Source organism: Larkinella arboricola (assembly GCF_003259745.1).
In the GTDB taxonomy this organism is placed as follows: Bacteria; Bacteroidota; Bacteroidia; order Cytophagales; family Spirosomataceae; genus Larkinella; species Larkinella arboricola.
In genome coordinates this window covers 1-21,083 of record NZ_QLMC01000014.1, presented here as the reverse complement: position 1 = coordinate 21,083, position 21,083 = coordinate 1, and the positions used below count along the sequence as shown (strand labels likewise).

The 21,083-nt window shown below is 41.5% G+C and carries 18 protein-coding genes; 3 read left to right on the top strand and 15 right to left on the bottom strand.

Translation table 11 applies throughout. The features are described from left to right. Window positions 1–3: 3 nt before the first annotated feature. The 12 genes from LX87_RS28675 to LX87_RS27390 form a co-directional block, all read right to left on the bottom strand. Window positions 4–765: a hypothetical protein gene (locus LX87_RS28675; RefSeq protein ID WP_146624583.1), complete on the bottom strand. Its 762-nt coding sequence runs from the start codon at window positions 763–765 to the stop codon at window positions 4–6. Between the two features lie 11 nt (window positions 766–776). Continuing rightward, window positions 777–3,833 carry a tubulin-like doman-containing protein gene (locus LX87_RS27440; protein WP_111631516.1) on the bottom strand — a complete coding sequence of 1,019 codons (3,057 nt, stop codon included), beginning with the start codon at window positions 3,831–3,833 and terminating at the stop codon, window positions 777–779. 29 nt (window positions 3,834–3,862) lie between these two features. Continuing rightward, window positions 3,863–4,639: a hypothetical protein gene (locus LX87_RS27435; protein ID WP_111631515.1), complete on the bottom strand. Its 777-nt coding sequence runs from the start codon at window positions 4,637–4,639 to the stop codon at window positions 3,863–3,865. Between the two features lie 45 nt (window positions 4,640–4,684). Beyond that, window positions 4,685–7,621 carry an Ig-like domain-containing protein gene (locus LX87_RS27430; RefSeq protein ID WP_111631514.1) on the bottom strand — a complete coding sequence of 979 codons (2,937 nt, stop codon included), beginning with the start codon at window positions 7,619–7,621 and terminating at the stop codon, window positions 4,685–4,687. A gap of 45 nt (window positions 7,622–7,666) precedes the next feature. Further along, complete coding sequence (locus LX87_RS27425) at window positions 7,667–8,935, bottom strand: hypothetical protein (RefSeq protein ID WP_111631513.1); 1,269 nt, start codon at window positions 8,933–8,935, stop codon at window positions 7,667–7,669. Continuing rightward, on the bottom strand, window positions 8,932–9,882 hold the full coding sequence (locus LX87_RS27420) for a hypothetical protein (protein WP_111631512.1): 951 nt from the start codon (window positions 9,880–9,882) through the stop codon (window positions 8,932–8,934). Before LX87_RS27420 ends, LX87_RS27425 begins: the two co-directional genes overlap by 4 nt. Further along, window positions 9,879–11,219, bottom strand: coding sequence for an OmpA family protein (locus LX87_RS27415; protein WP_111631511.1), 1,341 nt, complete (start codon window positions 11,217–11,219; stop codon window positions 9,879–9,881). Before LX87_RS27415 ends, LX87_RS27420 begins: the two co-directional genes overlap by 4 nt. A gap of 12 nt (window positions 11,220–11,231) precedes the next feature. After that, window positions 11,232–12,449 (bottom strand): hypothetical protein, encoded by a 1,218-nt coding sequence (locus tag LX87_RS27410; RefSeq protein ID WP_111631510.1) that lies wholly within the window; start codon window positions 12,447–12,449, stop codon window positions 11,232–11,234. 12 nt (window positions 12,450–12,461) lie between these two features. Further along, window positions 12,462–13,286 carry a hypothetical protein gene (locus LX87_RS27405; RefSeq protein ID WP_111631509.1) on the bottom strand — a complete coding sequence of 275 codons (825 nt, stop codon included), beginning with the start codon at window positions 13,284–13,286 and terminating at the stop codon, window positions 12,462–12,464. A gap of 399 nt (window positions 13,287–13,685) precedes the next feature. After that, window positions 13,686–14,675, bottom strand: coding sequence for a DUF3871 family protein (locus tag LX87_RS27400; RefSeq protein ID WP_111631508.1), 990 nt, complete (start codon window positions 14,673–14,675; stop codon window positions 13,686–13,688). Then, window positions 14,650–15,507, bottom strand: coding sequence for an AAA family ATPase (locus LX87_RS27395; RefSeq protein WP_111631507.1), 858 nt, complete (start codon window positions 15,505–15,507; stop codon window positions 14,650–14,652). Before LX87_RS27395 ends, LX87_RS27400 begins: the two co-directional genes overlap by 26 nt. Before the next feature lie 11 nt (window positions 15,508–15,518). Continuing rightward, a complete protein-coding gene (locus tag LX87_RS27390; RefSeq protein ID WP_111631506.1) occupies window positions 15,519–16,115 on the bottom strand; it encodes a hypothetical protein in 597 nt (198 codons plus the stop codon). 381 nt (window positions 16,116–16,496) lie between these two features. On the opposite strand from LX87_RS27390, the gene LX87_RS27385 reads away from it, so the two are divergent. Beyond that, window positions 16,497–17,117, top strand: a complete 621-nt coding sequence (locus tag LX87_RS27385) for a TlpA disulfide reductase family protein (protein WP_111631505.1) — start codon at window positions 16,497–16,499, stop codon at window positions 17,115–17,117. Between the two features lie 150 nt (window positions 17,118–17,267). On the opposite strand, the gene LX87_RS27380 is transcribed toward LX87_RS27385, so the two are convergent. Then, window positions 17,268–17,882 (bottom strand): TetR/AcrR family transcriptional regulator, encoded by a 615-nt coding sequence (locus LX87_RS27380; protein ID WP_111631504.1) that lies wholly within the window; start codon window positions 17,880–17,882, stop codon window positions 17,268–17,270. A gap of 52 nt (window positions 17,883–17,934) precedes the next feature. Between LX87_RS27380 and LX87_RS27375 the strand changes: the two genes are divergently transcribed. Beyond that, entirely contained in the window at window positions 17,935–18,486 is a 552-nt protein-coding gene (locus LX87_RS27375) for a cupin domain-containing protein (RefSeq protein WP_111631503.1), read from the top strand. Between the two features lie 630 nt (window positions 18,487–19,116). Here LX87_RS27375 and LX87_RS27370 read toward each other — a convergent pair. Further along, a complete protein-coding gene (locus LX87_RS27370; RefSeq protein ID WP_111631502.1) occupies window positions 19,117–19,776 on the bottom strand; it encodes an STM2766 family helicase-associated protein in 660 nt (219 codons plus the stop codon). Further along, a complete protein-coding gene (locus LX87_RS27365) occupies window positions 19,773–20,627 on the bottom strand; it encodes an ATP-binding domain-containing protein (RefSeq protein WP_111631501.1) in 855 nt (284 codons plus the stop codon). The genes LX87_RS27370 and LX87_RS27365 overlap by 4 nt, the downstream gene beginning before the upstream one ends. Before the next feature lie 197 nt (window positions 20,628–20,824). On the opposite strand from LX87_RS27365, the gene LX87_RS27360 reads away from it, so the two are divergent. Next, on the top strand, window positions 20,825–21,083 hold a 259-nt coding region (locus tag LX87_RS27360; protein ID WP_146624582.1), incomplete at its 3' end, for a transposase.

Here is a 21,083-nt window from a genome sequence, read left to right as displayed (position 1 = left end):
AATCTATTGAACGATAATAAGTTTGTTTCCAGCTAATTCATTGCACTCCATGCGGTAGGTTAATCCTTTTATTTGAACAGTTTGGCCACAAGGGCAGCAATCGGTTGAGTTTTTTTCTCTAATCTCATGAGTATGGCCAGCTTCATCAATTGCACTGTAATAACGCGTACAAATCTCACATCCCTCACTTCCTTCTATCACAGTAAGATTCCCTTTAGGAGACCCATTGGTCAGTATTGGCTTCTTTCTATGATTTGGCCCTGGCGGCGGAGGTGGGGGTAGTGGCAGTGGAGTACAGGACGTTATAAATTCAGCAGTGCTTCTGTAACCATTTTGAACTGCAAAAACGGTAATAGATTTATTATACAATAGAGATTTATCAATCTTAAAGCTGCTATCCTTTTGTGCCAATACCTGGCCTTCCGCACCAAAAGTTATAGGGCTACCGTCTCCATTATTGGTAGTCAGAGTTAGAAAACCTGTATTACAATCGAGTCCTACAACGCTTACTTTTAAAGGTGGCGGAGGGGGAGGTGGATTGACAGTCCAGAAATACCATGCGATTCCTCCTATTAATAAAAGTAAGCCTGTGATTATTGCAAATTTTGACCATGGAGGAGTAGATGATTTGGGAGCCTCCTTAATATTTTTACTTTCACAGTTAGGACAATTAAGTTCATCCGGATTATCGAGTGTAAACTCTCTAGGAGGTTTTTCATCTGCCCAACTGCATTCTCCATGGTTTAAACAAATATACTTTTTCATAGTCGGCGGGCTTATTGTTTTAAAATGGCTACTGCTTGTTTTCCTGCATCACGGAAAGCTACGTATACAGGATCAGTTAGGCTCCCTCCTCTTGATTCTTTAAAGGCCTCAACGGTGTCAATGATTTTGATCTTTAGCTCCTCCCTTTTTGCTATCTGTAAAAACTCACTTTTTAGCTTGGCTTCGACTTCTCGTCTTAAAGCTTCTAGATCTTGCATAGACATATTTTCTTTGGCTTGATGCAAGTCCGTCCCTAGAAATACGGGATCAAGGTCAAAGCCGTCTTCGTCTTTGCGTACTAAGGCTAATTGTGAAACCCCTCGAGCATCTACCAGATTGGTAAAAAGTTCCATTGCTATTGCAGTCAGCATGTAAGGCGTATACTCATTTCGAGTTATTGTTTTTATATATAAATCAGGATGCTGCATACCGTCTCCTTCTAAATGAAGAATCATCCTATTTTTAGCTTTTTCACCCGCATTTTGATGATAAATTACTTGTCGATCGTATCCCTCTTTTAGGTATTTAAGCTGGCCCACAAATCGTAATGGAAAGAGGTTGGTAACGGTCATTAAGACAATTTCATGGCGACGTCGGAGGTCATTTTGCGGTACGATGGATATGCTTACATTGCCAGTCGTTGAAATATTTTGTCGGAATGCTTCTTCCAGCTTTTTCACAAAATCTTGTTCTTCTGCAGCATGGGGAATAATGACAGTATAAGTCACTACTTTGTTCGGTCGATCAGGAATACCATCCCCCTTCTTATTAATCTCATCGGTATTGAATTGCAAATAGCTACCCGACTGTCTAATTATATCACGAACAAACTTTGTAAGCTTCAAATCATTGCCAGCAAATTCTTCTTGTAACTTTTGAACGATACTTTGCCCCATAAATTGATGTTGCTTGGGTAAAGTATCGTGCCAGACATTAGCATTCTGCTCGGAAGCTTCCGACAACGTATCCTGGAACACCACATCAGTTATTTTGCTGTTGAAATTGCCAAACGTTTGGGTATTGCCTAAAATGCCTAGTAGTCGATTACGGACATTGCTGGCGGTAGTATGCTGTAAATTCTTGTTGAGGACAAAATCAGGTAGTCTCTGTATCACTTTATCTCGATCATAAAATCGAATTACATGATCATTCAACTCTAAACCTTTATCCTGCAAACGCTCTTTAAGGCCATTTTCAAAACTTTCGATTGAAATAGTCAGAGTCCTTACAGTGGTAGCAATATCTCTTTGCAAACTAGAAAGCTGCAAATTGAATGCACCTAGCAGCGATTTCGCGAACTCCCACCCCGCCAAATTGGTACGAAGTTTATAGAGCTGCGTAAGTACTTCAGTATGTCCGATCAACATATTTTTATGCTTACCCATCGTCCTTGATAGCACACCAATATCACTGTACTGCTTGTTATTTGCACTAAGCTTGGCTTCCTCGCCAGGAATCTCTTCTGTAATCTTGGCTATTTTTTCGTTCGCTTCGTTAATTTTAGCCAATACCCAAACGCCTAGCGCTTCAGCTATTTGCCGAACATTATGCATTGAAAATTCACCATTCCGCCATAAGTCAATCAATTTCACTTCAAGCGTTTGTTTCATTTCCAGCGCAATTGCGCTTTTGGCCGATTCTTTATTAGCATAAAAAGTTTTTACCCCGTTACCTCTATATTCATTCTCAAACTTCTCGGCAAATAACCGCTCAATTTCCCGCAGCCATTGTGACCAATCCTCCTGCATAGCCGTATCCATCATCGGACCAGCTACAACCTGCCAGTATTCACTTATTAGTTTCCAATTCTTATTCGTCCGATCTCCCTCCAGTATACCTTTTGAATAGGTTATATGATCATTGGAAAGAAACCAAGCTTCGAGATTTTCCTTCTTTTGGACGTAAGAAGTATAGTCTATATTCTTAGGTTTGTTATCCCACCCAGTGTCGTCATTCCAGTTATTATAAAGAAGATGTTGAGTGGCCTGATTTGCTAGCGTCAGCGTTGTATATTCACGGATTTCCTCTTCTGGAATTGCAATTCTTTTTAATCCAAATGTCAGAAACCGTTTGCTGCGCTCCATGACATTCGCATCATTGGGAGAAGGCTCTGGGCCGCTATCACCGTTTTCGGCATTTTCTTGGCGGCTTAGTGTTACTTGTGGATGTTCTTCCTGTCCGCCAATGACTTGAACCGTCTCTAAAGCAATAATCTTCTGATAAAGAAAATCAGCAATGATATCTGGAAGGCGAGCATCTACATCAACTAGGTAGCCATTTTCATTTTGATTTGAAAACAGATAACAGCCGTTGAAAGGATCTTGCAATTCTAACCGCAATTGGTTGGGATTTTTAGCCGCCAGATCTACGGGCTTAAATGTCCCGATACTGAGGGCATTTAACTCCTTTAATGCTGCATAGCCATTGGCGTGATAAAAGCCCGTCATGTCACGGTTTGGTTTAGGCTTTTCGTCAGGAAGAAAAGCATAAATCACGATCCGGTATTGACCTGGATAAGTTGGGCGATAGTTATTACGAATCTGAGTTACGACATCAACTGCCGTTCCACTACCTGTTCCCCCGGCTAAACCGCAGCATACATGGAATGTCACATTGGGCTCTTGTGAGTTTTTTACTAATTCTTGTACTTGAGCATTTAGCGCATTTATAAATGATGTCACATTTGTTGCTAATAAAAAGCGCCCTAAACGCCTGCGCTGGCTACCAGCAGCATCCCCAACTATACTACCCAAAATATCATTCCAAACAGCCCGATCACCAATCCAAGGTTGTATACCTGGATATTGATCAACTGAATTAAGGATTGGTTTTAAATTTTGACCTTTAATCCGAACCTTACTATTCTCCCCTAATTGAACACTTTTCCCTAAAATCTTCCACGTAGAATCTTCCAAGCTCATCAGCTCGTCACTTGAATCAACATACAAGTATCCAAGATGAGCATTCTCAGGCTTGGTTTGCCTAAATTCCTGATAGATGGTTTTGCGAAATGCTCGAATGATTTTACCGCCTGTGCCGCCTAAGCCGATAAGTATATGGTTTGCCATCTGATGATTCGTGTTTTAAAAGTTTTTCACTAGGTTAATACTTTGATATCCTTATAAGCCGCATATCCAATCAGTCCAAACGGAATTAGTTGCACGATTATAAATGCGAGTACTAATGCAATTCGGGAAAGAGTAACGACTCGTGGAGTTTGCTGCATCAGTTGGGTTTTAATATGCTCAGCAGCCAAATCAATAGCTCTTTCCTGTGGATATATACGGTTAGAGGGCTCCTTAAAATATTCCTCAACGTCTTCCTTTACAATCTTAGTGGGAAGTTCAAGATGAGTCCAAATTATCTTACTAAGGAAAGGATGGTGTTCACTAAAATGGCGAGAAGCCTCATTGGCGTTTACTTCCGCGGCAATGAGCCGTGACTCACTTTTTGTGATAGGAACTCCAGAGTCGGGGCTTGGGTAGCGGGAAAAGTCTTCGAAACCACCTTCTTTAACGGCATCATACGTTTTTGCCAGAGTTTCGCGTGCCCATGCATGATCGAGCTTAGTCATGGTTTGCCAAAGCGAAATGCGAATCGCCGTGATTTCCTTCATAAATGATAGGCCCGCATAAGCCAGCACGAAGAAGAATGTTAAAGTACAAGCAAGGGCCGTAAGTACCTTATGGGTAGTTGTCAGCCGAAAACGCTTATTCCAAAGTTGAACATAATGCAGGCATATCCATGCGCACAATGCGGTGATAGCTATAGCTGCTAAGAATGTAAGCCCCAGTTGAGAAGAGGTCATCCTCGTCAATCCACCTGAAGTAATACTAATTAGTTCAAAGATCCATTTAAAAGGGTTCGTAGACATGTTTTAAGCTTCTTTTGTTCTGTACATTTTTATCAATTTCTCTAATCATTCTTTCAATAGCGATCGAGTGATAATACCGTTTTTAGGGGTCGTTACTTTTAAGATATATTTGCCAGCAGGTAGACCTTGAAGCTGAAAACGCTCTTTTTTAAAACCGCTTACAGACTGGCTTTCAAGCTGTTTAACAATTTTACCTTCTGCATTAATAAGCTGAAAATTCACCAGTTGCCGGGTGGGTAAACTCCAATCCACAAAGACGTCGCCGGTTGATGGGTTCGGATAAGCTTTTAGAAGAACTGGTTCTGTCAATGGCTGAGCGCTTAGTGGTGTTCTGACCAAAAGTGTATAGCTATTTAATATATCACCGGCCCCACATGTGCTACTCAGATTTGTAATGGAGTAGGTACGAGTACTTGTCGGTCTCTCCCACTTAACATACAAAGAGTCTCCTACCCTAGCGGTTATTTCTTGTCCCAGCCAGTTGGTGAATTTCCAGGGTCCATCCCCAGTTAGTCGAACACGGATGGCAGTGCTATCTCCAGCATAAATGTCTCCATCCCCAGATAGTCGCGCTGTTGCCTTTGCAGACACTCGCACCTCCAATGTACTACTGGGGCTTTCACAAGCATAATTATCAGTTTGTGTGACAAAATAGGTTGTTATGCTAGCCTTTTCTGTATTTGCAAAGACTTGTAGAAATGATGGAGCAGAATGGGCAGCGTCTGTATACCACGTTAATTTTCCTTCGGCTTGCGCCGAAAGCTCCGTATTAGTCTGACCAATACAGAAAGCAACAGGGGAAATCACTTTTGGAGCATCAGGAATCTTTCTGACTGTGAAAGTAATTACGGAAGCCGGACTGGTACAGCTTCCGGCTTTTTGTGAAACCGTGTAAGTGAATGTAGCAGGTTCCGTAGTTATAGGAGTTGGGGCAAGTTCGCTAGTACCATTGATACCCGATCCCTGCCATAACAATCCAATATTAGGGGATGCAGTCAAAGGCTTCACTTTAGTAAATTGGCAAACTACTTGGTTGGGTGTTACTGTCGGAGCGGAGGGAGCAGAAACCACTGTAACGATTATCGGCTCGCGTTGGCTTTCGCAGTTAAAACCATCTGTTTGAGTAACATAGAAAGTCAAGGTACTAGCTTGTTCCGTGAAAAATGCAGGCGAACTGGAAGAACCAATCCCTCCCTCGGCACTGGTGTACCATCTCAAATTTGAACCACTGGCCGTTAATGAACGGGGAACGTCCCCTACGCAATACTGCACTGAACTTGTAGTAGGATTATCTGGAGCAGAGCGAATCACCTGCTCAATGGAAGCGAGTGGACTCTCACAACCATTTACACGTTGACTTACCGAAAATGAAACTGTCCCAGATATTAATGTTGGGGGAACCGGTGCTTCAGCTAACTTACCCAGACGATCATACCAGGTCAAATTCTGTCCTGTTGCTACGAGTGGCTTCGCAGTTGTTGCATATTGACAAAGTGGAGCAGGAGTCAGAACTAATGGTGCAGGTGGAATGGGGAAAACGGTCGCTTTTACCATGGCCCGCGGACTTTCGCAGCCACCAACAGTTTGAGTCACATAAAAAATTTGATCGCCCGGATTTTGATTATTAACCAAAGGTGGTTGCGTAGATCCAGTACCGCCAGTCGCTGAAGTGTACCATAAAGCGTTGGGGATAGCCACCGAAAATTGCCCCTGTGTTCCTTGGCATAAGGAAACATTTTCCACGTCAGGTGCGGAAGGTACTTCTTTCGTAATCACATTGATGGTTGCAAAAACGCTTTCGCATCCGTTAACGGTTTGACTAACAAAATAACGAGTAGATCGGTCATTTGGTGGTGTAGGGGCACTTGCTAATGGCTGAGTCAAGCCTTCAATAAACCACTTTAAATTCTCACCAACGGCAGTTAGGGGACCCATTTTAGACCCGGGGCAAAATAATACATCCGAAACCTTGGGAGCTTCAGGTCGACTAATTGCCAGCGAACTGGAAACAGGAGTTACCATCTCACTGTAATCAACTCCTCCGGCTGACTTTTGCACTACCACGCGTATTCTGTAAAATCCTACTTCTAAGGTGGCTGGTAACGTGGCAGTGATAGGGCTAGTACGGCTTCCGGAACTGATTACCTGACCGTTTTGAAAATTTCCATTGCCATCCGACAGTTCCAACCGGAAAAGAGCATCGGCTGGTAAAGGACCATCGATCGTAAAGGGTACAGACAAGACTGAGCCTGGACAATAAGCTTTATTAAGTGTTCCGGTAGTAATGGTTAGTGCAGAAACGAAAATTTGGGCGAAACCTTCGATAAACGGACTTACCCCACAATGACCATCTTTAAAACTCTTTATATAATTTTTATCATATGTTACGGACGAATAGACAGTCGGATCAATTACAAGTTGATAATTTGTAGCTATAACCGAACGGCTGTACGCTGGTGAAAGATTGGATTTGTAATCAACAAAATCAATGGTAAAAGGCGGAGTCCCTGTAAAACTTAACGCTACAGTAGACGGTGTTCCTGCTATCACAGTAGAAGTGCCCGATATGGTCAGCGTTGGTAGCGCAGAAATATAGATTTTACTTTTGTTACTCAATATGCCCGTCAAGTTACTGGCAACCTGAAAAAAGTATAATCCATCGGGAAAATTGATGGGAAGTTGAATTGAAATAGGTGATTGAGCACTGGTTGTCCCCAAATCTTGGGTATAATTTCCCAATGAGTCCGTTAATAAAATTTTGAATTGCTCACCTTCAGGATAAGTACCTATGGTTACAAACTCAAATTCTACCCTACTCCCCGCGCAGAAACTACCTGACATATCAATCGTAACAATGGCTGCCTGAACTGTTGAATCTACGGGTGCGATAGTATCTATTGGTATCGTTTGCGCTTTTGTTACTGCAAAACTGATTGTGATTAACAAGACAATCAGCCACAATCGCTTAAATTCTAACTTCATCTTTTCCTACCTGTATAAGAAGCTGATTATTTTCTCTATAGTGGCTTAAAGTTTACCCGCTTTGATTAATTGCCGGATTCCGTTAAGTATTAATCCTGCTCCAGTTGTCCCTCCTCCGTATACGGCATAAATGCCGGGTCGTGAATATGAGTTAAAATTCATTGAGGTTACCGGATTCCCTGCGGGTTGCTGAGACAAATCTTTCCAGATGGCGTATTCTGCATTAAGCTTTGCCAACTCACCGTTATAGGTGTTATAGCTTTTCTGAAGATTGGTGTATCCACCATAACTTGTTCCCAAAGCTACTAGACCCGCAGCAATTTGAAGCCATCCGTTGCGTCGGTATTTCAGCTTGAGACGATCTGTCTCTTTGGGATTATTTACTCGATCAAAGGCTATTTGTGCTCCATCATTTCGGCGGAAGATAAGCTTTTGTTCACTTTTGGCCAGTGTCATACTTATATCCCCTTTTCTGCTGCTTCCCGTCTTACTACGTTGGTACGATCCGGTGGGTAACTGAGGAATAGTGGAGCGAACTACCTGAAGCCACTGCTTGTCCCAGTTTACTATCAGAGTATCAATTGTAGTATCAACTTTTTGGAATATTTTCGCGGTTCCCTTAACAGGTTGCTTTGGACCAAAATCTTTGGGTATTGTCAAATTATGCAATGGCGACAATGACTCGTCCGGACGAAGAAAACCTAACCGTGTAATGAAGGTCTGCCATTTTCCATTTAATTTCTCTGCTCGTAATTCAGCAACTCGTTGCACAGCTTTGTAAGGGATATTGACTTGCTTATTTCTGCCATTAAATTTTTGTGTAAAGAACACCTTCAGGTAAGGAAATTCTTTTCCTTCCTGAACATCAGAAACAACAAGATTTGAAAAAGCTATGGTAGCCGAATCAGATTTAGAATAAAACAAATCAAGATTTCGAAGGTATCTTTCAATACCTATGTCTACGATATTCTCAGCAGAAGTGTGATTAGGATCAATATCGTCTTCTATAACGACCCCGTCTCCGCTAAAAATCTGTTGTGGATTAAGCAAATAGCTATTTTGAATCAAATAATTACGCTCGTTTTCGCCTAGGTCATCCTTTATCAGCAAATTAAGAAACTCTAGAAGATCTTTGTTAATTCTGGTTCTGGCTTGAAACTTGATTTCATCATTTCGCCTTTTAATATCTGGTGATACAACTGGTCCTGCATTACCAATAATGGCAGCGTATGTTTTTGCCGATTTTTGCTGAGCCAGTACTGTTACACTCAAGAAACACTGACTAAATAGGATAATTGTAAAAAGGTGTTTCATGGGCAATTGGTGTAAGTAGTAAGCTGACGAACTCCGTCGCTTCGGCCGTAACCGAGTGAATAGCCTTCTTTATTATAAGCGTGGTTATAGGTTAATTTCTGTTCACTGATGAGAGTGTTATACTGATACCGCTGGTAACTATAAGTAAGTAAATTGTTTACAGAGCTGTGCTCTCCTAAATTAGGCGATATGCCTCCTCTGAATAGCAATTGTGTTTTATTCCAATATGGTTTGGAATCATACGTATAAGTATACACCAATTGCTCACTGGACGTTTTGACGGTTTGCTTTTTTAGTTGACCCAGGTTGTCATATTCGAGTAGGATTGTCGTGCCATTAGGGTAGTTTTTTTGCACAATCTTTCCTGCAGAAATCTTTGTAATTATTCCTGAATTTGGCTGCTCAAGTTGAATTAGTTTACCGGATCCATCATACGTATATCGTTTGAGGATTCCTCTGTTACCATCCGTTTCAGTGTAAGTCTTTAGGGTTGTACCTTGGTAGATGTATTCTTTAAAGCCGATTGTTTCATTTGAGGAGTTATTAAATATCCGCACTGATCGAACTCGTTTTGGCTCGTCTTGATAGTCATACTGATAGCCAATATCTATCCTAAATTGGCTTCCATCAGTATAACGCGTCATTACTCGTTCAATCTCATTATTCAGGTAGTGGTCTGCAGTGTAAAAGAAGCTGTGCTCTGTGCTATTGGTCAATTGCCCTTTATTCCATTGCCGGATTACACTTTTCACAACATGGCCGAAAGAATCATACGAGTACGATACCGTGTCCCGACTGTCTTCGTTTAGCGTAACCAGTTGATTAAGCTGACAGGCCAACGGAATTGTAGAAGTGGGTACCAGCGGTTCTTGATGGCATCCAACTAGTCCAATCAGAATCATCGCTGCTATGCTGAAAAGGCTCTTTATTAGATAGATTTTCCTCATAGATTGTTAATTATCTTTAAAGAGACCCGACGATTAAGGGCCTTATTCGCTTCCGTATCGTTTGGGGAAATTGGTTGTTTGCTTCCAACACCAGTCTTGTTAAGCCGACTTTCGGAAATGCCTTGCAGAATTAAAAAGTTAGCTGCGACAACTGCTCTATAGTCAGATAGAACTTTATTCTTTCGTTCTTCTCCTACATTATCGGTGTGTCCCGTTACCTGTAAGGTAAAGTTTGGATGAGCTTTCAAATAGATGGCAACTTGCCTGAGCACTTCTTGGGAGTCGGATCTCAACAGATAACTTCCTTGCTGAAAATAAATCATGGGGATGCTGTCGGGCGAAAACAGAAGAGCTATCGAGCTATGAATACTATAATTAGTATTGTCGACTGTAGACGATAAGCTAGTCGAAGTCGCAACTTTTTTCTTTGGGAGTTGAACGTAATTTAAACCATTGTTCAGCGTAATCGACTGACGGTTAGTTCGAGACTGATCGGTTACAACTAACTCGTAGAGTTGAGGCCGCACCTTATATGTGCAGAACCAACCTGGTTTACCTGGAATCTTTGATAGAGTAATTTCCTTATTGTCAGCTCTAAGTTTACATTGGGAAGTAGATGTAGTTTGTACAGTTAATACCGTAAGTTCGCGTTGGAGTTGAATCTTATGTTTCAATACACGACCGTCTATTGCATCTACAATTAGGTTACCCGCGAAAGTTTGATATCCTACGGCTGAAACTTCTAAAGCGACTATGTCCGCTTCTTTAAAATCGTATTCAACCTGTCCGTTAGAATCCGATTCTTTGCAATCCATATAGCTGTCTTTCGTAAAAAAGAAGCAAACCCGGGCCTCTATTGGTGAATTGAGGACAGCATCCTTGATCATGAATATGCTGTGTTGTTCAGTTCCTTTACTTATTTTTTCTGCGCTGCTTGCCGTCTTACGATGGACGTAATCCGTTTGTTCAGTTTGCGAATAAGGTTTATCTTTTCCCTGTCTCTCTACGGCTAATAGGGGAATGAATACAGCGATCGTTGTTAAATCTGATTCACCTTTTTGTCTTAAAGGCATGTTTTGCGACCGGTAACCAGCTTTCTCAATAATAAGCTCATTAGCAGTGCATGAAATATCCCCTTCAAACCATCCGGTGGCATCAGATTGCGCAACTTTTACTCGATTAGTAGGAGACTTGACGTATAATTTGGCATTAGCTAAAGGTGAGTTCGTTACATAATCCACAATTCTACCTTCTATATGAAGGCATGCTGGTAGCTCATTAAGCTGTGCCTGCGCTAAAGTTTGGATAAAGAGAAGTGCTAAAAGTACCTTAACCACAACAATGATGTATTACTTAGTTGCTACTCCAATACTCCCTAACAATACATCCCAATTTACACTGGTATTTCCGTTAACCGTCTTTTCGTACGACTGCAGCTTGACACGAACATTCTTTTGTGTTACGTCGCTATAGATTGGATTATCTCCTTGGCTGCCATATCCAATAAAAGTTTGCTGTCCGGTTATGATTCCATAATAATTTCCGTCGGCGGCCTGTGATAGTTCTTTAATATATTGAACTTCTGACCATTCAATCTTGGCGGAGGAATATGGTAATAGTTTAAGCCGGGTAAGATAGTCGCGAATGGGATAACGCCGGGATCCGATTCGGTTATTTGAGGTGACTTCGATAGTAGCGGCCGGCATAAAAAGCTTTGCAGCTTCCACGATTGCTTTGTCTTTTTCGTAAAGCGATAGTTTTTTATCGGTGATTACATTTAAATACGATACAAATTCGTCAACTTTTTGTAGTGCTTTTTTACGGTAAATTTGATATTCCGCTTCGTTAAGGGCGGGCTTATTCCCCGTTACCATAGGCTTGGATGAATGTTCTTGTTGAGCAGGCTCTGGCTTCGATTCATTCGCTGGTTGCGAAGCTACTGTCTGGGCAGGCGGTGTAAGGTTTGCCAGTTGCTGACTTGGTGTTTGGGCAGGCGCTGTCGCCTCTGGCTGAGACTTGGCAGTGGTGATTCCTGATTCAATTTGCTTTTTAACACTACTTAATAAAGGAGCAGCTTCGGTAGGGTCATGGATCAGTTGGTGTCGACCATCCCTATACAAAATGGCTACTAGTTCACCTTTTGAAATAGATGCTGATTTGCCATCGCTATTCTGATAGTTGACAACAGACTCACTTTCATAGGAAATAGAAGCCGGGATCACTGTTAAGGGCACTGCTTTTATCAAGAAATCTTTTTCTTTTGAACGGGCTGGTGCCGACAGAAATGCCTGTAACTGTTGTTGAGCCTGAGAAAGATCGGCGCTAAGATCTTTAATGATTAAAAAGTGTCCTGTTTGACTGAAGGCAATGAGGACGTTTTGCCGCTGAAAACTAAATGAACTGGTTTTTTCAGCTCGTTGTGCGGTGAATGATATTTTATCTTCAGTTACGCCTGTAAGTTGAGCGTTCTCTAATTTGTTCCCGTTTGCCGTGTAAATAACATCTTGAGCGAGTAGCTCTGACGTTATCCCTATACAAAATAGTATTGAAAGTAAAAATTGCTTCATAAAGTTAAAGTTTCAGCGCATTGTTTGCACCAGTTGGTGGGTAGCATCCGCTATAAATAATTCTAAAGCGTCCTGATCGAGGTATTGAAATGCTTTACTATTCAGTTTACGCAGGGCCTCTTTTTCACCGGGTTTGGTCCAGGGAAAGTTCGTGAAAGCCCCTCGTGAACTTCTTTTCTTATACAATCCGCGACAACCTTCGGTGCAGGGGGTATAATGGATCTTATAAGTGCCTACAATTTCATTGGTTTTAACGTAGACGAGTTTGAATTCCACTGCCGCTCCCCGCATATCACGGTAATCATTAATTAACTTTTGTTCATCATTGGCTTCAAGGTAACAGACGTTTGTTGTATATCCGATTTGGCTGTCTATCTTGACTAATTCCAAGATTAAATCAGTATTGGTCAGTGCATTTATTTTGGAATAGTCAACATTTGTGTTATCATCCAGAACTTGGTTGAATAAACCACGATCCCGTACGCTAAACCCTTCTTTAAAAAGCTGTTTTTCAATGGTATTGTATAAGGCCGTTTCATCATATTGCAATTCATCAAAGCCAACCTCATAGGAAGTTTTCCCGGTCCGATCCCATTTATTCTTTGATTTGATGCTTTGTGACTGATAAGTACCTGTACCTTGTGTATTGGTTACACCTTTCCGAGTATTAGGAACTCTAAGGACAATTCGAGGTGATTTATTGACGAGCATAATTTCTGTCAATACATCAGCGGAAGTAAGTTCCGGTTTTTTTTGAGTAAAACGTACTACAGCCTTCTTACTACAACCCACCAGAATAAAAATAAATAAAATAAACAGCCCGAAATTATTTCTCATAAATAATGACTTTTTTATCAAACAATACTTTTAACACTAACACCCTATCTACCAACAAGATAGCTCGTCTTAAATAGTTTCTATTTACTTAAATTTATTAGAAAAAGTCTTTACTATCTTTTCAGTTATACAAACTTCCTAAGTAAATATATTATCCGTACAAAGTAAATAATTTGTTATATAAGATTTTCAGGAATAGCCGTTTTCTTGAACACTGACTTATTTTGCGGCAAAGATTATCATTACCAGAAATCAAGCCCCCCCCCTCAATACATTGATAATCAATCGATTTAATACAGAAAAAATTACACCATACATATTCTCCATCCGAGAATATTAAGTAAAATCCATCATTATAGTATAAGGAAGGGCAGAAGCCAACTGACTCCTGCCCTTCTGCTACTGTAAGAACCAGCCTTGCGAAGTTTGCAAACCTTGCAAACTTCGCAAAATGCCACTCGTTAAGTCCAGAGAATTCGCATTTCGATCCAGAAACGTGTCGATGTAACTGCTCTTGACGGCTCCAGTGAACAAGTTGTAGACCTTCCATAAGCTGATACTACCATGATCTTCCCGACAGAAAGATTGATCCCGGTAGTAGTCCCGGGCAATCATTCCCACCTGCTGATCCCCTAACAGCATGGGAGCAATCTCCTTCTTCTGGACTTGCGGTAAGTACTGATATAAACGACACCGACCGATTAGTTGAGCAAACTGCTGTTCAGTCAAGTAATAGTCTGTCAATTGTTTCATTAGCGACAGATGCTGACTGATTTGGTACCGACGGACTAATTCCTCAATGGCGGTGATAAGCTGCGCTACCGACTTGACCCGAAGATCTGCCACATAGCCATCCGACCAAACACACAGGTTGGTACACACCTGGTTCTGAAAGCCAATGAACACCTTAAAATGCTCATCGACGCCTTTCTTCTGATGCAGACTGTCCAGATTGTAGGCTTTCACCCCACCAATGGTTAAGGAAAGCTGATTCCCTCCTACTGTATCCAGGATCGTTGGAATCTCAATCACAAAAGCGGCTCTTTCGTAATACAGCGTCCGTTCCCATTCCTCTAAGTCTTTGGCGGGTTTGTTACGGGCCGAGGGTATCCGTCCCTTGATGGGATGGGATACCCGGATGGATGGTTCCAGTACGCTTTCATTAGGAAATAACCGCAGCACCGTTTCCATCGTGGATTCGATAAAATCCCCGTGCGAAATAAGCGGTTCATTATCTTTGCTATACACCGGTATTATGTGCTGCTGTTGGATTTCCCGTAAGCTTGTGGGTAAGGTATTCGCCAATAAAAAAGCCCGTTCCGAGGAAGGGGCCTGGTCTACTACAACAGCTTGGTAGCTTTCTTCAAACGGCATGATTTGCGTTTCCATATGATTTGGGATGTTTGGGTAATGAGATAAGTTGTAATTCGTTCTTTCGTTCAGTAAAAAGTGGCGTTAAAGCCTCCCGGAATTCCGGATACAGCTCATATAGATCCTTAAGCCGAGCCGTATCCTTGGCGGCTTTGATCATGGCTTCCACCTGCTGTTGACTGGTACCTTCCTGACACCAGCGCAGAATCTGCTGACCCGTTTTGGGGAAGATGGAGAAGTCTGGCTTGTCGGTAAATAATCCTGTTCGGTCCTTGGTGGCTTTGGCGTAATGACGATTATCCAACTCAAAGACCAGCGTAAACTCGTAGTCCATGCCTTCCCGAGTAATGCCCTTCATTCCCACCTTCTCGGGAACTTGCCGGTTGTTCTTTTCGACCAACACGTAATCCTGCTTGGCCCGTACGGTAGCGATTAAGTGACTATTGCTTTGCAAGAGAGCATTCACCAGGCTATCATGGCGAGGAGTTAGCTTACTCCAGTTGGTGTAGGAGTTTCCCGTCATGGCCGAATGTTCATCCAGGATGTATTGCCATTCATGCGAAAGCGAATCCAGAATGATTACCTGTACGCCTGCCCCTTCACACACCTTCAGGGCTTCAATGTAACGTTCGGGTGTATACGGTGGCTCTAAAACTAGAACCCGGTACTTACCTAAGTGCTCAAAGAGATCAGCCGATTTGTTCTCCGTATCGATAACAGCGATGCTTGACCAGTTACCTGTAAGCCCATAAGCCAGCAGTAATGAGGAGTACGTTTTACCCGAACCCGATGGCCCTTGCAGCAGCACCCGAATACGAGCCTGTCTGCGTTCTGCGTAGCGTAGATTCATAACTATGAAGATTAATAAGCTGGTAGGAAGATAAACTCAGCGCCTTTGAAGAGAACCTGGCTATCCAGATCAGCCTTCAGGTAATTGATGAAATGCTGGGTTAGATCAAGCCGTAATCCCTTAGCGGTGATCTCACCAACAAGCTCCAGATAAGTGTTTGGCTTCTGAGGATCAGGGTAAAACCGGATAAAGAGCCCCTTACCATCCACATCATAATCAGCCGTGTCAGGTGAAACCTCCTGTAAATAGCCGGTCGTTGTGCTTTGTATGACTTGCCGGACTTCCTCTTTCGACAAGGCTACCACAAACTCGGCTTCAAACTTACCGACCCTGCCATTCTGGAAAACCAATCCCATTGAGATGCCAGCAATGTAGCCATTAGGGCCATTGCCCTGGAACGTCCATAAATACAGACCATCTTCCCGAATGCGGTAGTTGGTCTTCAGATTTAACCCCTGATTCTGTTCAATCATTTGAGCCACCTGAGGATCACGCTCTTTGAGCTTCTGCCAGGCTTTTTCAGCGTTGTCGGTTAGAAAGTTGTCATAGATAAATTTAAGAATGAACAGGGCAAAGGCGATGCCCAGTACGGCGAAGAAAGTACCCATTTTCTAAAATGTTTAAAGGTGAAAAAGATGACGGAATGAATTCATGTCGTACATGCCCACCGGGGGTACCCAGACGACAGAATTAAGTGACGGGAGTTGTCAAGACTGAGTCATCCTTTTCTCGCCTATATCATAAATCAGGGGGGGCACTTAGCTACATAATTGTAGCTAGGGTTGGGTAAGAAGGGTACGTAAATTCCTGTAAAGTTTATTGGTTTTGGAAGAAGATAGAAACTTACAAAGCTGATATATGAACCAATATTGGGATTACGGAAGTATAAATACAGGAACGATTATAAAATAAAATCTGCCAATAACCTTTATTATTCATATTCCTCTTAAGCAGATCCCGTCATTTACTACTGCCTAATCCATCCGTTTATGAAATATTTGCCCATTGGAATAGTTATCGCTCTGCTAACTCAATCGCCATGCCTGGGTCAGATTGATTCTATTCAAAGCTGTTTTACGAAATATATCTGGAAAGCACAGCAGCCCAAGGACACATCGAATGACGGTATTCTGCAATATTATAAAACACAGGACTCCTTGGTGTTATCGTGTTTAACAACCGTTAATAGGCCTGTATTTAACTTTACGTCGGTTAAAGGCAAGCCAATCAATGAGCCCTACTTAAAAGGCAAAGTCATTATTTTAAACTTTTGGTACATGGGCTGTGCACCATGTCATGCCGAAATTCCGGCTATGAATCGTCTGGTAAAAGAATATTCTAACCAAAATACCATTGCCTTTATTTCAATGACTCCGGATGGATCGGATCGAATTAAAGCTCACTTTCTACCTTATGAGACTTTTCACTTTGATATCATTGCTGATGCAAAGGAAATAGTGAAAGACTGGGCGAATATTTACCCAACTACCTATATAATTGATCAAACTGGGCGAATCATTAATTATTGGAAGAGTATCCCCTTGGAGCAAGACCCCAAGGAATACTTTTACGAAATGGCAAAATCTACACTGAGACAATTAAAAATGTAAGTTATGTTACTGGTTTGCTTCAACACCAAAGGACCAACACCTAAAGAACAACTAAAAGGTTAACTTACCCTACCTATCCGTTGTAAGCGGGAAAAGTATCCTGCATCATATCCGATATAGAAGGTTAAAAACAATTCGGCAATAGCCCCTTTAACTTTCTAAACTCGCTGAAAACCGTCTAATATCATGTCTGCCTTTCTCGGTGGCGTATGGTATTAGCAGCTTAGCCAGCAGCGTGACATACTGGTTGATCTGCTCCACTGGACTTAGGTGAGCAAATGATACACTGGCTTCGGAAATCCAGAACCTGGCGGTAAGTGTAAAAACCGATACCAGAAAATCCGTATCGACTTCTAAGCTTAGATATCCCCGTTCCTGCAGCGATGACAGGTTAGTCACAATCGAAGAATACCGCTTCTTCTCCGTCTCTTTATAGGCTCCTGATAGCACTTTGTTCTGCTGCATCAGGTGCACAAAACTCAGCAACAGGCATCGGTACTGAACATGGTTGGCAAAGATCTTTCGAAACCGCTCCAGAAACGAAAAAAGGCTCGGATGCTCCTCAAGAATAACCTGCGCGTTCAATCTTGACAGGTCCTGAGCCAAGCGGTCAACCAGATCGTCTTTGGTGGGGAAATAATAGGTGATGTTGCCCACCCGTATGCTTAACTCGGCTGCTAGTTCCCGCAGGCCAACGTACTCGATTCCCCGTTCATTGAACATTTCTAACGCTTTAGCGACAATTTTTTCGGCTTTATTCATCATCTGATTTGGACAATGTCCTAAACATACTAGGTTTGAGAAAAACTACAAAGCGATGAATATTCAATATCCTCACACGATCCAAAACTGCCTGGGAGAAAAGCTTACTTTTTTGGGTGTTGAGCCCGGCCCAGAAGGCGACAAAGTACTGGTTGAAAACTGGGTAAATCCCCAATCAGGACCACCCATGCACACGCATTTTAAGCAGGATGAAGAGTTAACAGTTGTAACCGGTAAACTGGCTTATCAGATCCTGGGACAGCAACCCCAATACGCCAGTGCAGGCCAAAGCGTACTGTTCCAACGAGGTATACCACACAAATTCTGGAATGCCGGTGAGGAGCCTTTGATCTGTAGAGGCTGGGTACAACCCGCTAACAGCATTGTTTATTATCTGTCAGCGATCTATGCTGCCCAGAACAAATCCGGGAAAGTCCAACCCGAACCGTTTGATGCGGCCTACCTGATGACGCGGTATGCTCAGGAATACGATATGGCCGAGCTTCCACCTTTCATTAAAAAAGTGGTGATTCCGATCACTTATTGGTGCGGTTGGCTACTGGGGAAATACAAGCACTTTGCAGACGCACCAACACCGTTGAAGTAGTGAACCCTTTTTAGCTTACATTTCGGAGAATCGGAAGTATTTGGATTTTCCTTACCCAACCCCTAGAAAGCAACTGTGTTTTTCCATGTATAGGGGTACAGCAACCTTGAATCAATTGGTGGGGTCATAGAATGAGAGGCTCATCCATTCTGCACCCATGTCATAAATCATCAACTGGACTACTTCATTTCAGTGATGCTTCTCTACTCAATTTAAAGTATAATCGATTCCCAGTAGGATTGCAGGGATGAAATAATTGGTTTCGGGTAAAATAACACTGGGTAGGTAAGGTAAGTGAATTACAGCAGAATTTAATTGCGGTTTTTCATGATATCTGGTAGTAGCAAGAAAGGAGAGTTTGGAGATAAAGTCCGTCGTTGCTCTTTGATCCAGGTTGTTTTGCTAATTGGTCAGCAGGCCAAGGTTGTAAATCATCGTCTGGGTAGCTACTTAGGCCTGCCGAATAAACACTAATGGGTTACTTATTGTAGGCGTCCCAACTTACGTCAGCTTCTTAGCTGAAGGTTGAACGTTTATGGTTGCTTATTTGAAAACGTCGGTATTGCACAAAACTAAAAGTGATTTAAAGTTAAAAGTAATTCCGACAGTCCAACTTTCGCAAAGCTGTTATTAGCGCCAGTTTCGTAAATACTTACAATTAGTTCTAGTATTCAAAACATCTATGAACTCATCTACTTCTAAAGATCTGTCTAACCCAAGTTTGAGGGAAGCATTACTAGAGTAGAATAAATCACAATGATTTAAGGGGTGTGTATGTTCGCATCCTTCCTCCTTTGCTTTCTTATAACTCTCTTCATCTACATCATAACGAATATATCCATCTTCATATAAAATTAGATCTTGTAAAATCATCCAAAGCATCTCATTCTCGTTCTCCAAATCAATAACTGAGTCCGAGAAGTCTAAACTATTCTTAGAATTAAATGAGTCACCTTTCAAAATAGTTATTAGATTTGAAAGCAATTTAGAATCAATTGCTTCATGTTTATAGTAAAATTGAATCTGATCCCCATCACTATATACATAAAATGGTAAGACGATTGAGTAATACTTGTTTTCAATTGAAAACACTATTCTGCTCATCTTATCTACAATAACACTCAATTTACCTGTACATTTTATACCTTCTCCTAGTGTGTCAGAATATGACATTATATACCTCATAGCTTCTAGGAGGATAAAAATAACTTGCAGCTTTGTCTTGACTCTACTGTGTGGAAAAAAATTAGCTTGATTGAATGAATAAATATCGAAACTTAACTTCTTCATTCGCAGTAAAATTCTTTGTTAGCTTTAATGAACTTTTCTGTCTTAACCTTATCAAATCTTTCAACCTCTGCTTGCACTAAAGCTTGCTCAAATCTTTTCCAACATTTTTTTGGAATCTTTAATTTCAAAAAAATGTCTTCTAAAAATTCTTTATACGAAACTGTGCTCTCTTCTTGAATCTTTAGCAATGTATTTTTTATTTCTAGCTTTTCATCTTCAGTTGGCTCAATCGTTTTTATGCATCTATTTTTATTGATCTCTTCTAATCCAGCTTTAAATACCTGTAGATGATTGTCATTCTGAACGAGAAGGTACGACTGAATGAAAGACCGCGTAAGCATAGTATATAAGATATTCCTATACCGATAAGAATCTAAAATAGCATCAGTTAAGCAAAGAACAAATGGAAACTCTAGGCCTTTAACATTGTTTGCGTTAGAAATATAGACAGAATTCGCGATTTTAGCTTTAGTCTCATATGCCCTATTAACTTCCCATCCGAAATTTTTAGTAATTAATAAAGCGAGTCTGTCTATATATCCGTAAATCGTACTATGGTCGTCTAGGAATATAACTGCTATATCTTCGGCCTGTACTGTCTTATTTTTCTCTTGAATTAATTTAAGTATCGCAAGTACATTGTTTATATGAGTATTTTCTTGAATGATAACACTCTCTAAGTTTTCAAGTTCCAAGTCCTCAAAACGACGAATCGGATCACGTGTAAGTGATACCTCTCTAGAATCTGGTACATGTGTTAATTGATATCCTATTACATTCCAATAAGCATCTTCGAACCAATTAAGTTTTTTCGACTCAAATAATCTCATGCCCACAGCGTGAGCAAACATTAGGGTCCGTGGGTCTGTTCTATAACATCTGTTGAGAACTATATCAACTTCAAGCTCTATTTCCTTTGTGTCCTCAAAAATATCCTGAAAAATATCGCCTGCTACATAAACTGTATGTAGTCAAGTAAAAGTGGACAACTAAGGGGGAAAAGAGAGGAGACAAATGTTTAACTTGTTTCACTCAAACTTCCTTACTTATGTCCCATTCTGCTAAAGCCTCCTCGGCAAAACGTCCTCAGACACCTACCACTGCCGAGCGCAAACCAGCTCTCTCTATTATCAAAGACATTCAGCGACAAACCCGACGCCAGTATACGGCTGAAGAAAAAATCCGCATCGTTCTGGAAGGCCTGCAAGGCGAACAGTCGGTCGCTGAAATTTGTCGGCGAGAAGGGCTTAACACCAACGTTTATTACCGCTGGAGCAAGGAATTCTTGGAAGCAGGTAAAAAACGCT

Coding starts and splice junctions, on each gene's coding strand:
- LX87_RS28675 (WP_146624583.1), bottom strand. CDS start 765: ATGAAAAAGTATATTTGTTTAAACCATGGAGAATGCAGTTGGGCAGAT.
- LX87_RS27440 (WP_111631516.1), bottom strand. CDS start 3,833: ATGGCAAACCATATACTTATCGGCTTAGGCGGCACAGGCGGTAAAATC.
- LX87_RS27435 (WP_111631515.1), bottom strand. CDS start 4,639: ATGTCTACGAACCCTTTTAAATGGATCTTTGAACTAATTAGTATTACT.
- LX87_RS27430 (WP_111631514.1), bottom strand. CDS start 7,621: ATGAAGTTAGAATTTAAGCGATTGTGGCTGATTGTCTTGTTAATCACA.
- LX87_RS27425 (WP_111631513.1), bottom strand. CDS start 8,935: ATGAAACACCTTTTTACAATTATCCTATTTAGTCAGTGTTTCTTGAGT.
- LX87_RS27420 (WP_111631512.1), bottom strand. CDS start 9,882: ATGAGGAAAATCTATCTAATAAAGAGCCTTTTCAGCATAGCAGCGATG.
- LX87_RS27410 (WP_111631510.1), bottom strand. CDS start 12,449: ATGAAGCAATTTTTACTTTCAATACTATTTTGTATAGGGATAACGTCA.
- LX87_RS27405 (WP_111631509.1), bottom strand. CDS start 13,286: ATGAGAAATAATTTCGGGCTGTTTATTTTATTTATTTTTATTCTGGTG.
- LX87_RS27400 (WP_111631508.1), bottom strand. CDS start 14,675: ATGGAAACGCAAATCATGCCGTTTGAAGAAAGCTACCAAGCTGTTGTA.
- LX87_RS27395 (WP_111631507.1), bottom strand. CDS start 15,507: ATGAATCTACGCTACGCAGAACGCAGACAGGCTCGTATTCGGGTGCTG.
- LX87_RS27390 (WP_111631506.1), bottom strand. CDS start 16,115: ATGGGTACTTTCTTCGCCGTACTGGGCATCGCCTTTGCCCTGTTCATT.
- LX87_RS27385 (WP_111631505.1), top strand. CDS start 16,497: ATGAAATATTTGCCCATTGGAATAGTTATCGCTCTGCTAACTCAATCG.
- LX87_RS27380 (WP_111631504.1), bottom strand. CDS start 17,882: ATGATGAATAAAGCCGAAAAAATTGTCGCTAAAGCGTTAGAAATGTTC.
- LX87_RS27375 (WP_111631503.1), top strand. CDS start 17,935: ATGAATATTCAATATCCTCACACGATCCAAAACTGCCTGGGAGAAAAG.
- LX87_RS27370 (WP_111631502.1), bottom strand. CDS start 19,776: ATGAAGAAGTTAAGTTTCGATATTTATTCATTCAATCAAGCTAATTTT.
- LX87_RS27365 (WP_111631501.1), bottom strand. CDS start 20,627: ATGTTTGCTCACGCTGTGGGCATGAGATTATTTGAGTCGAAAAAACTT.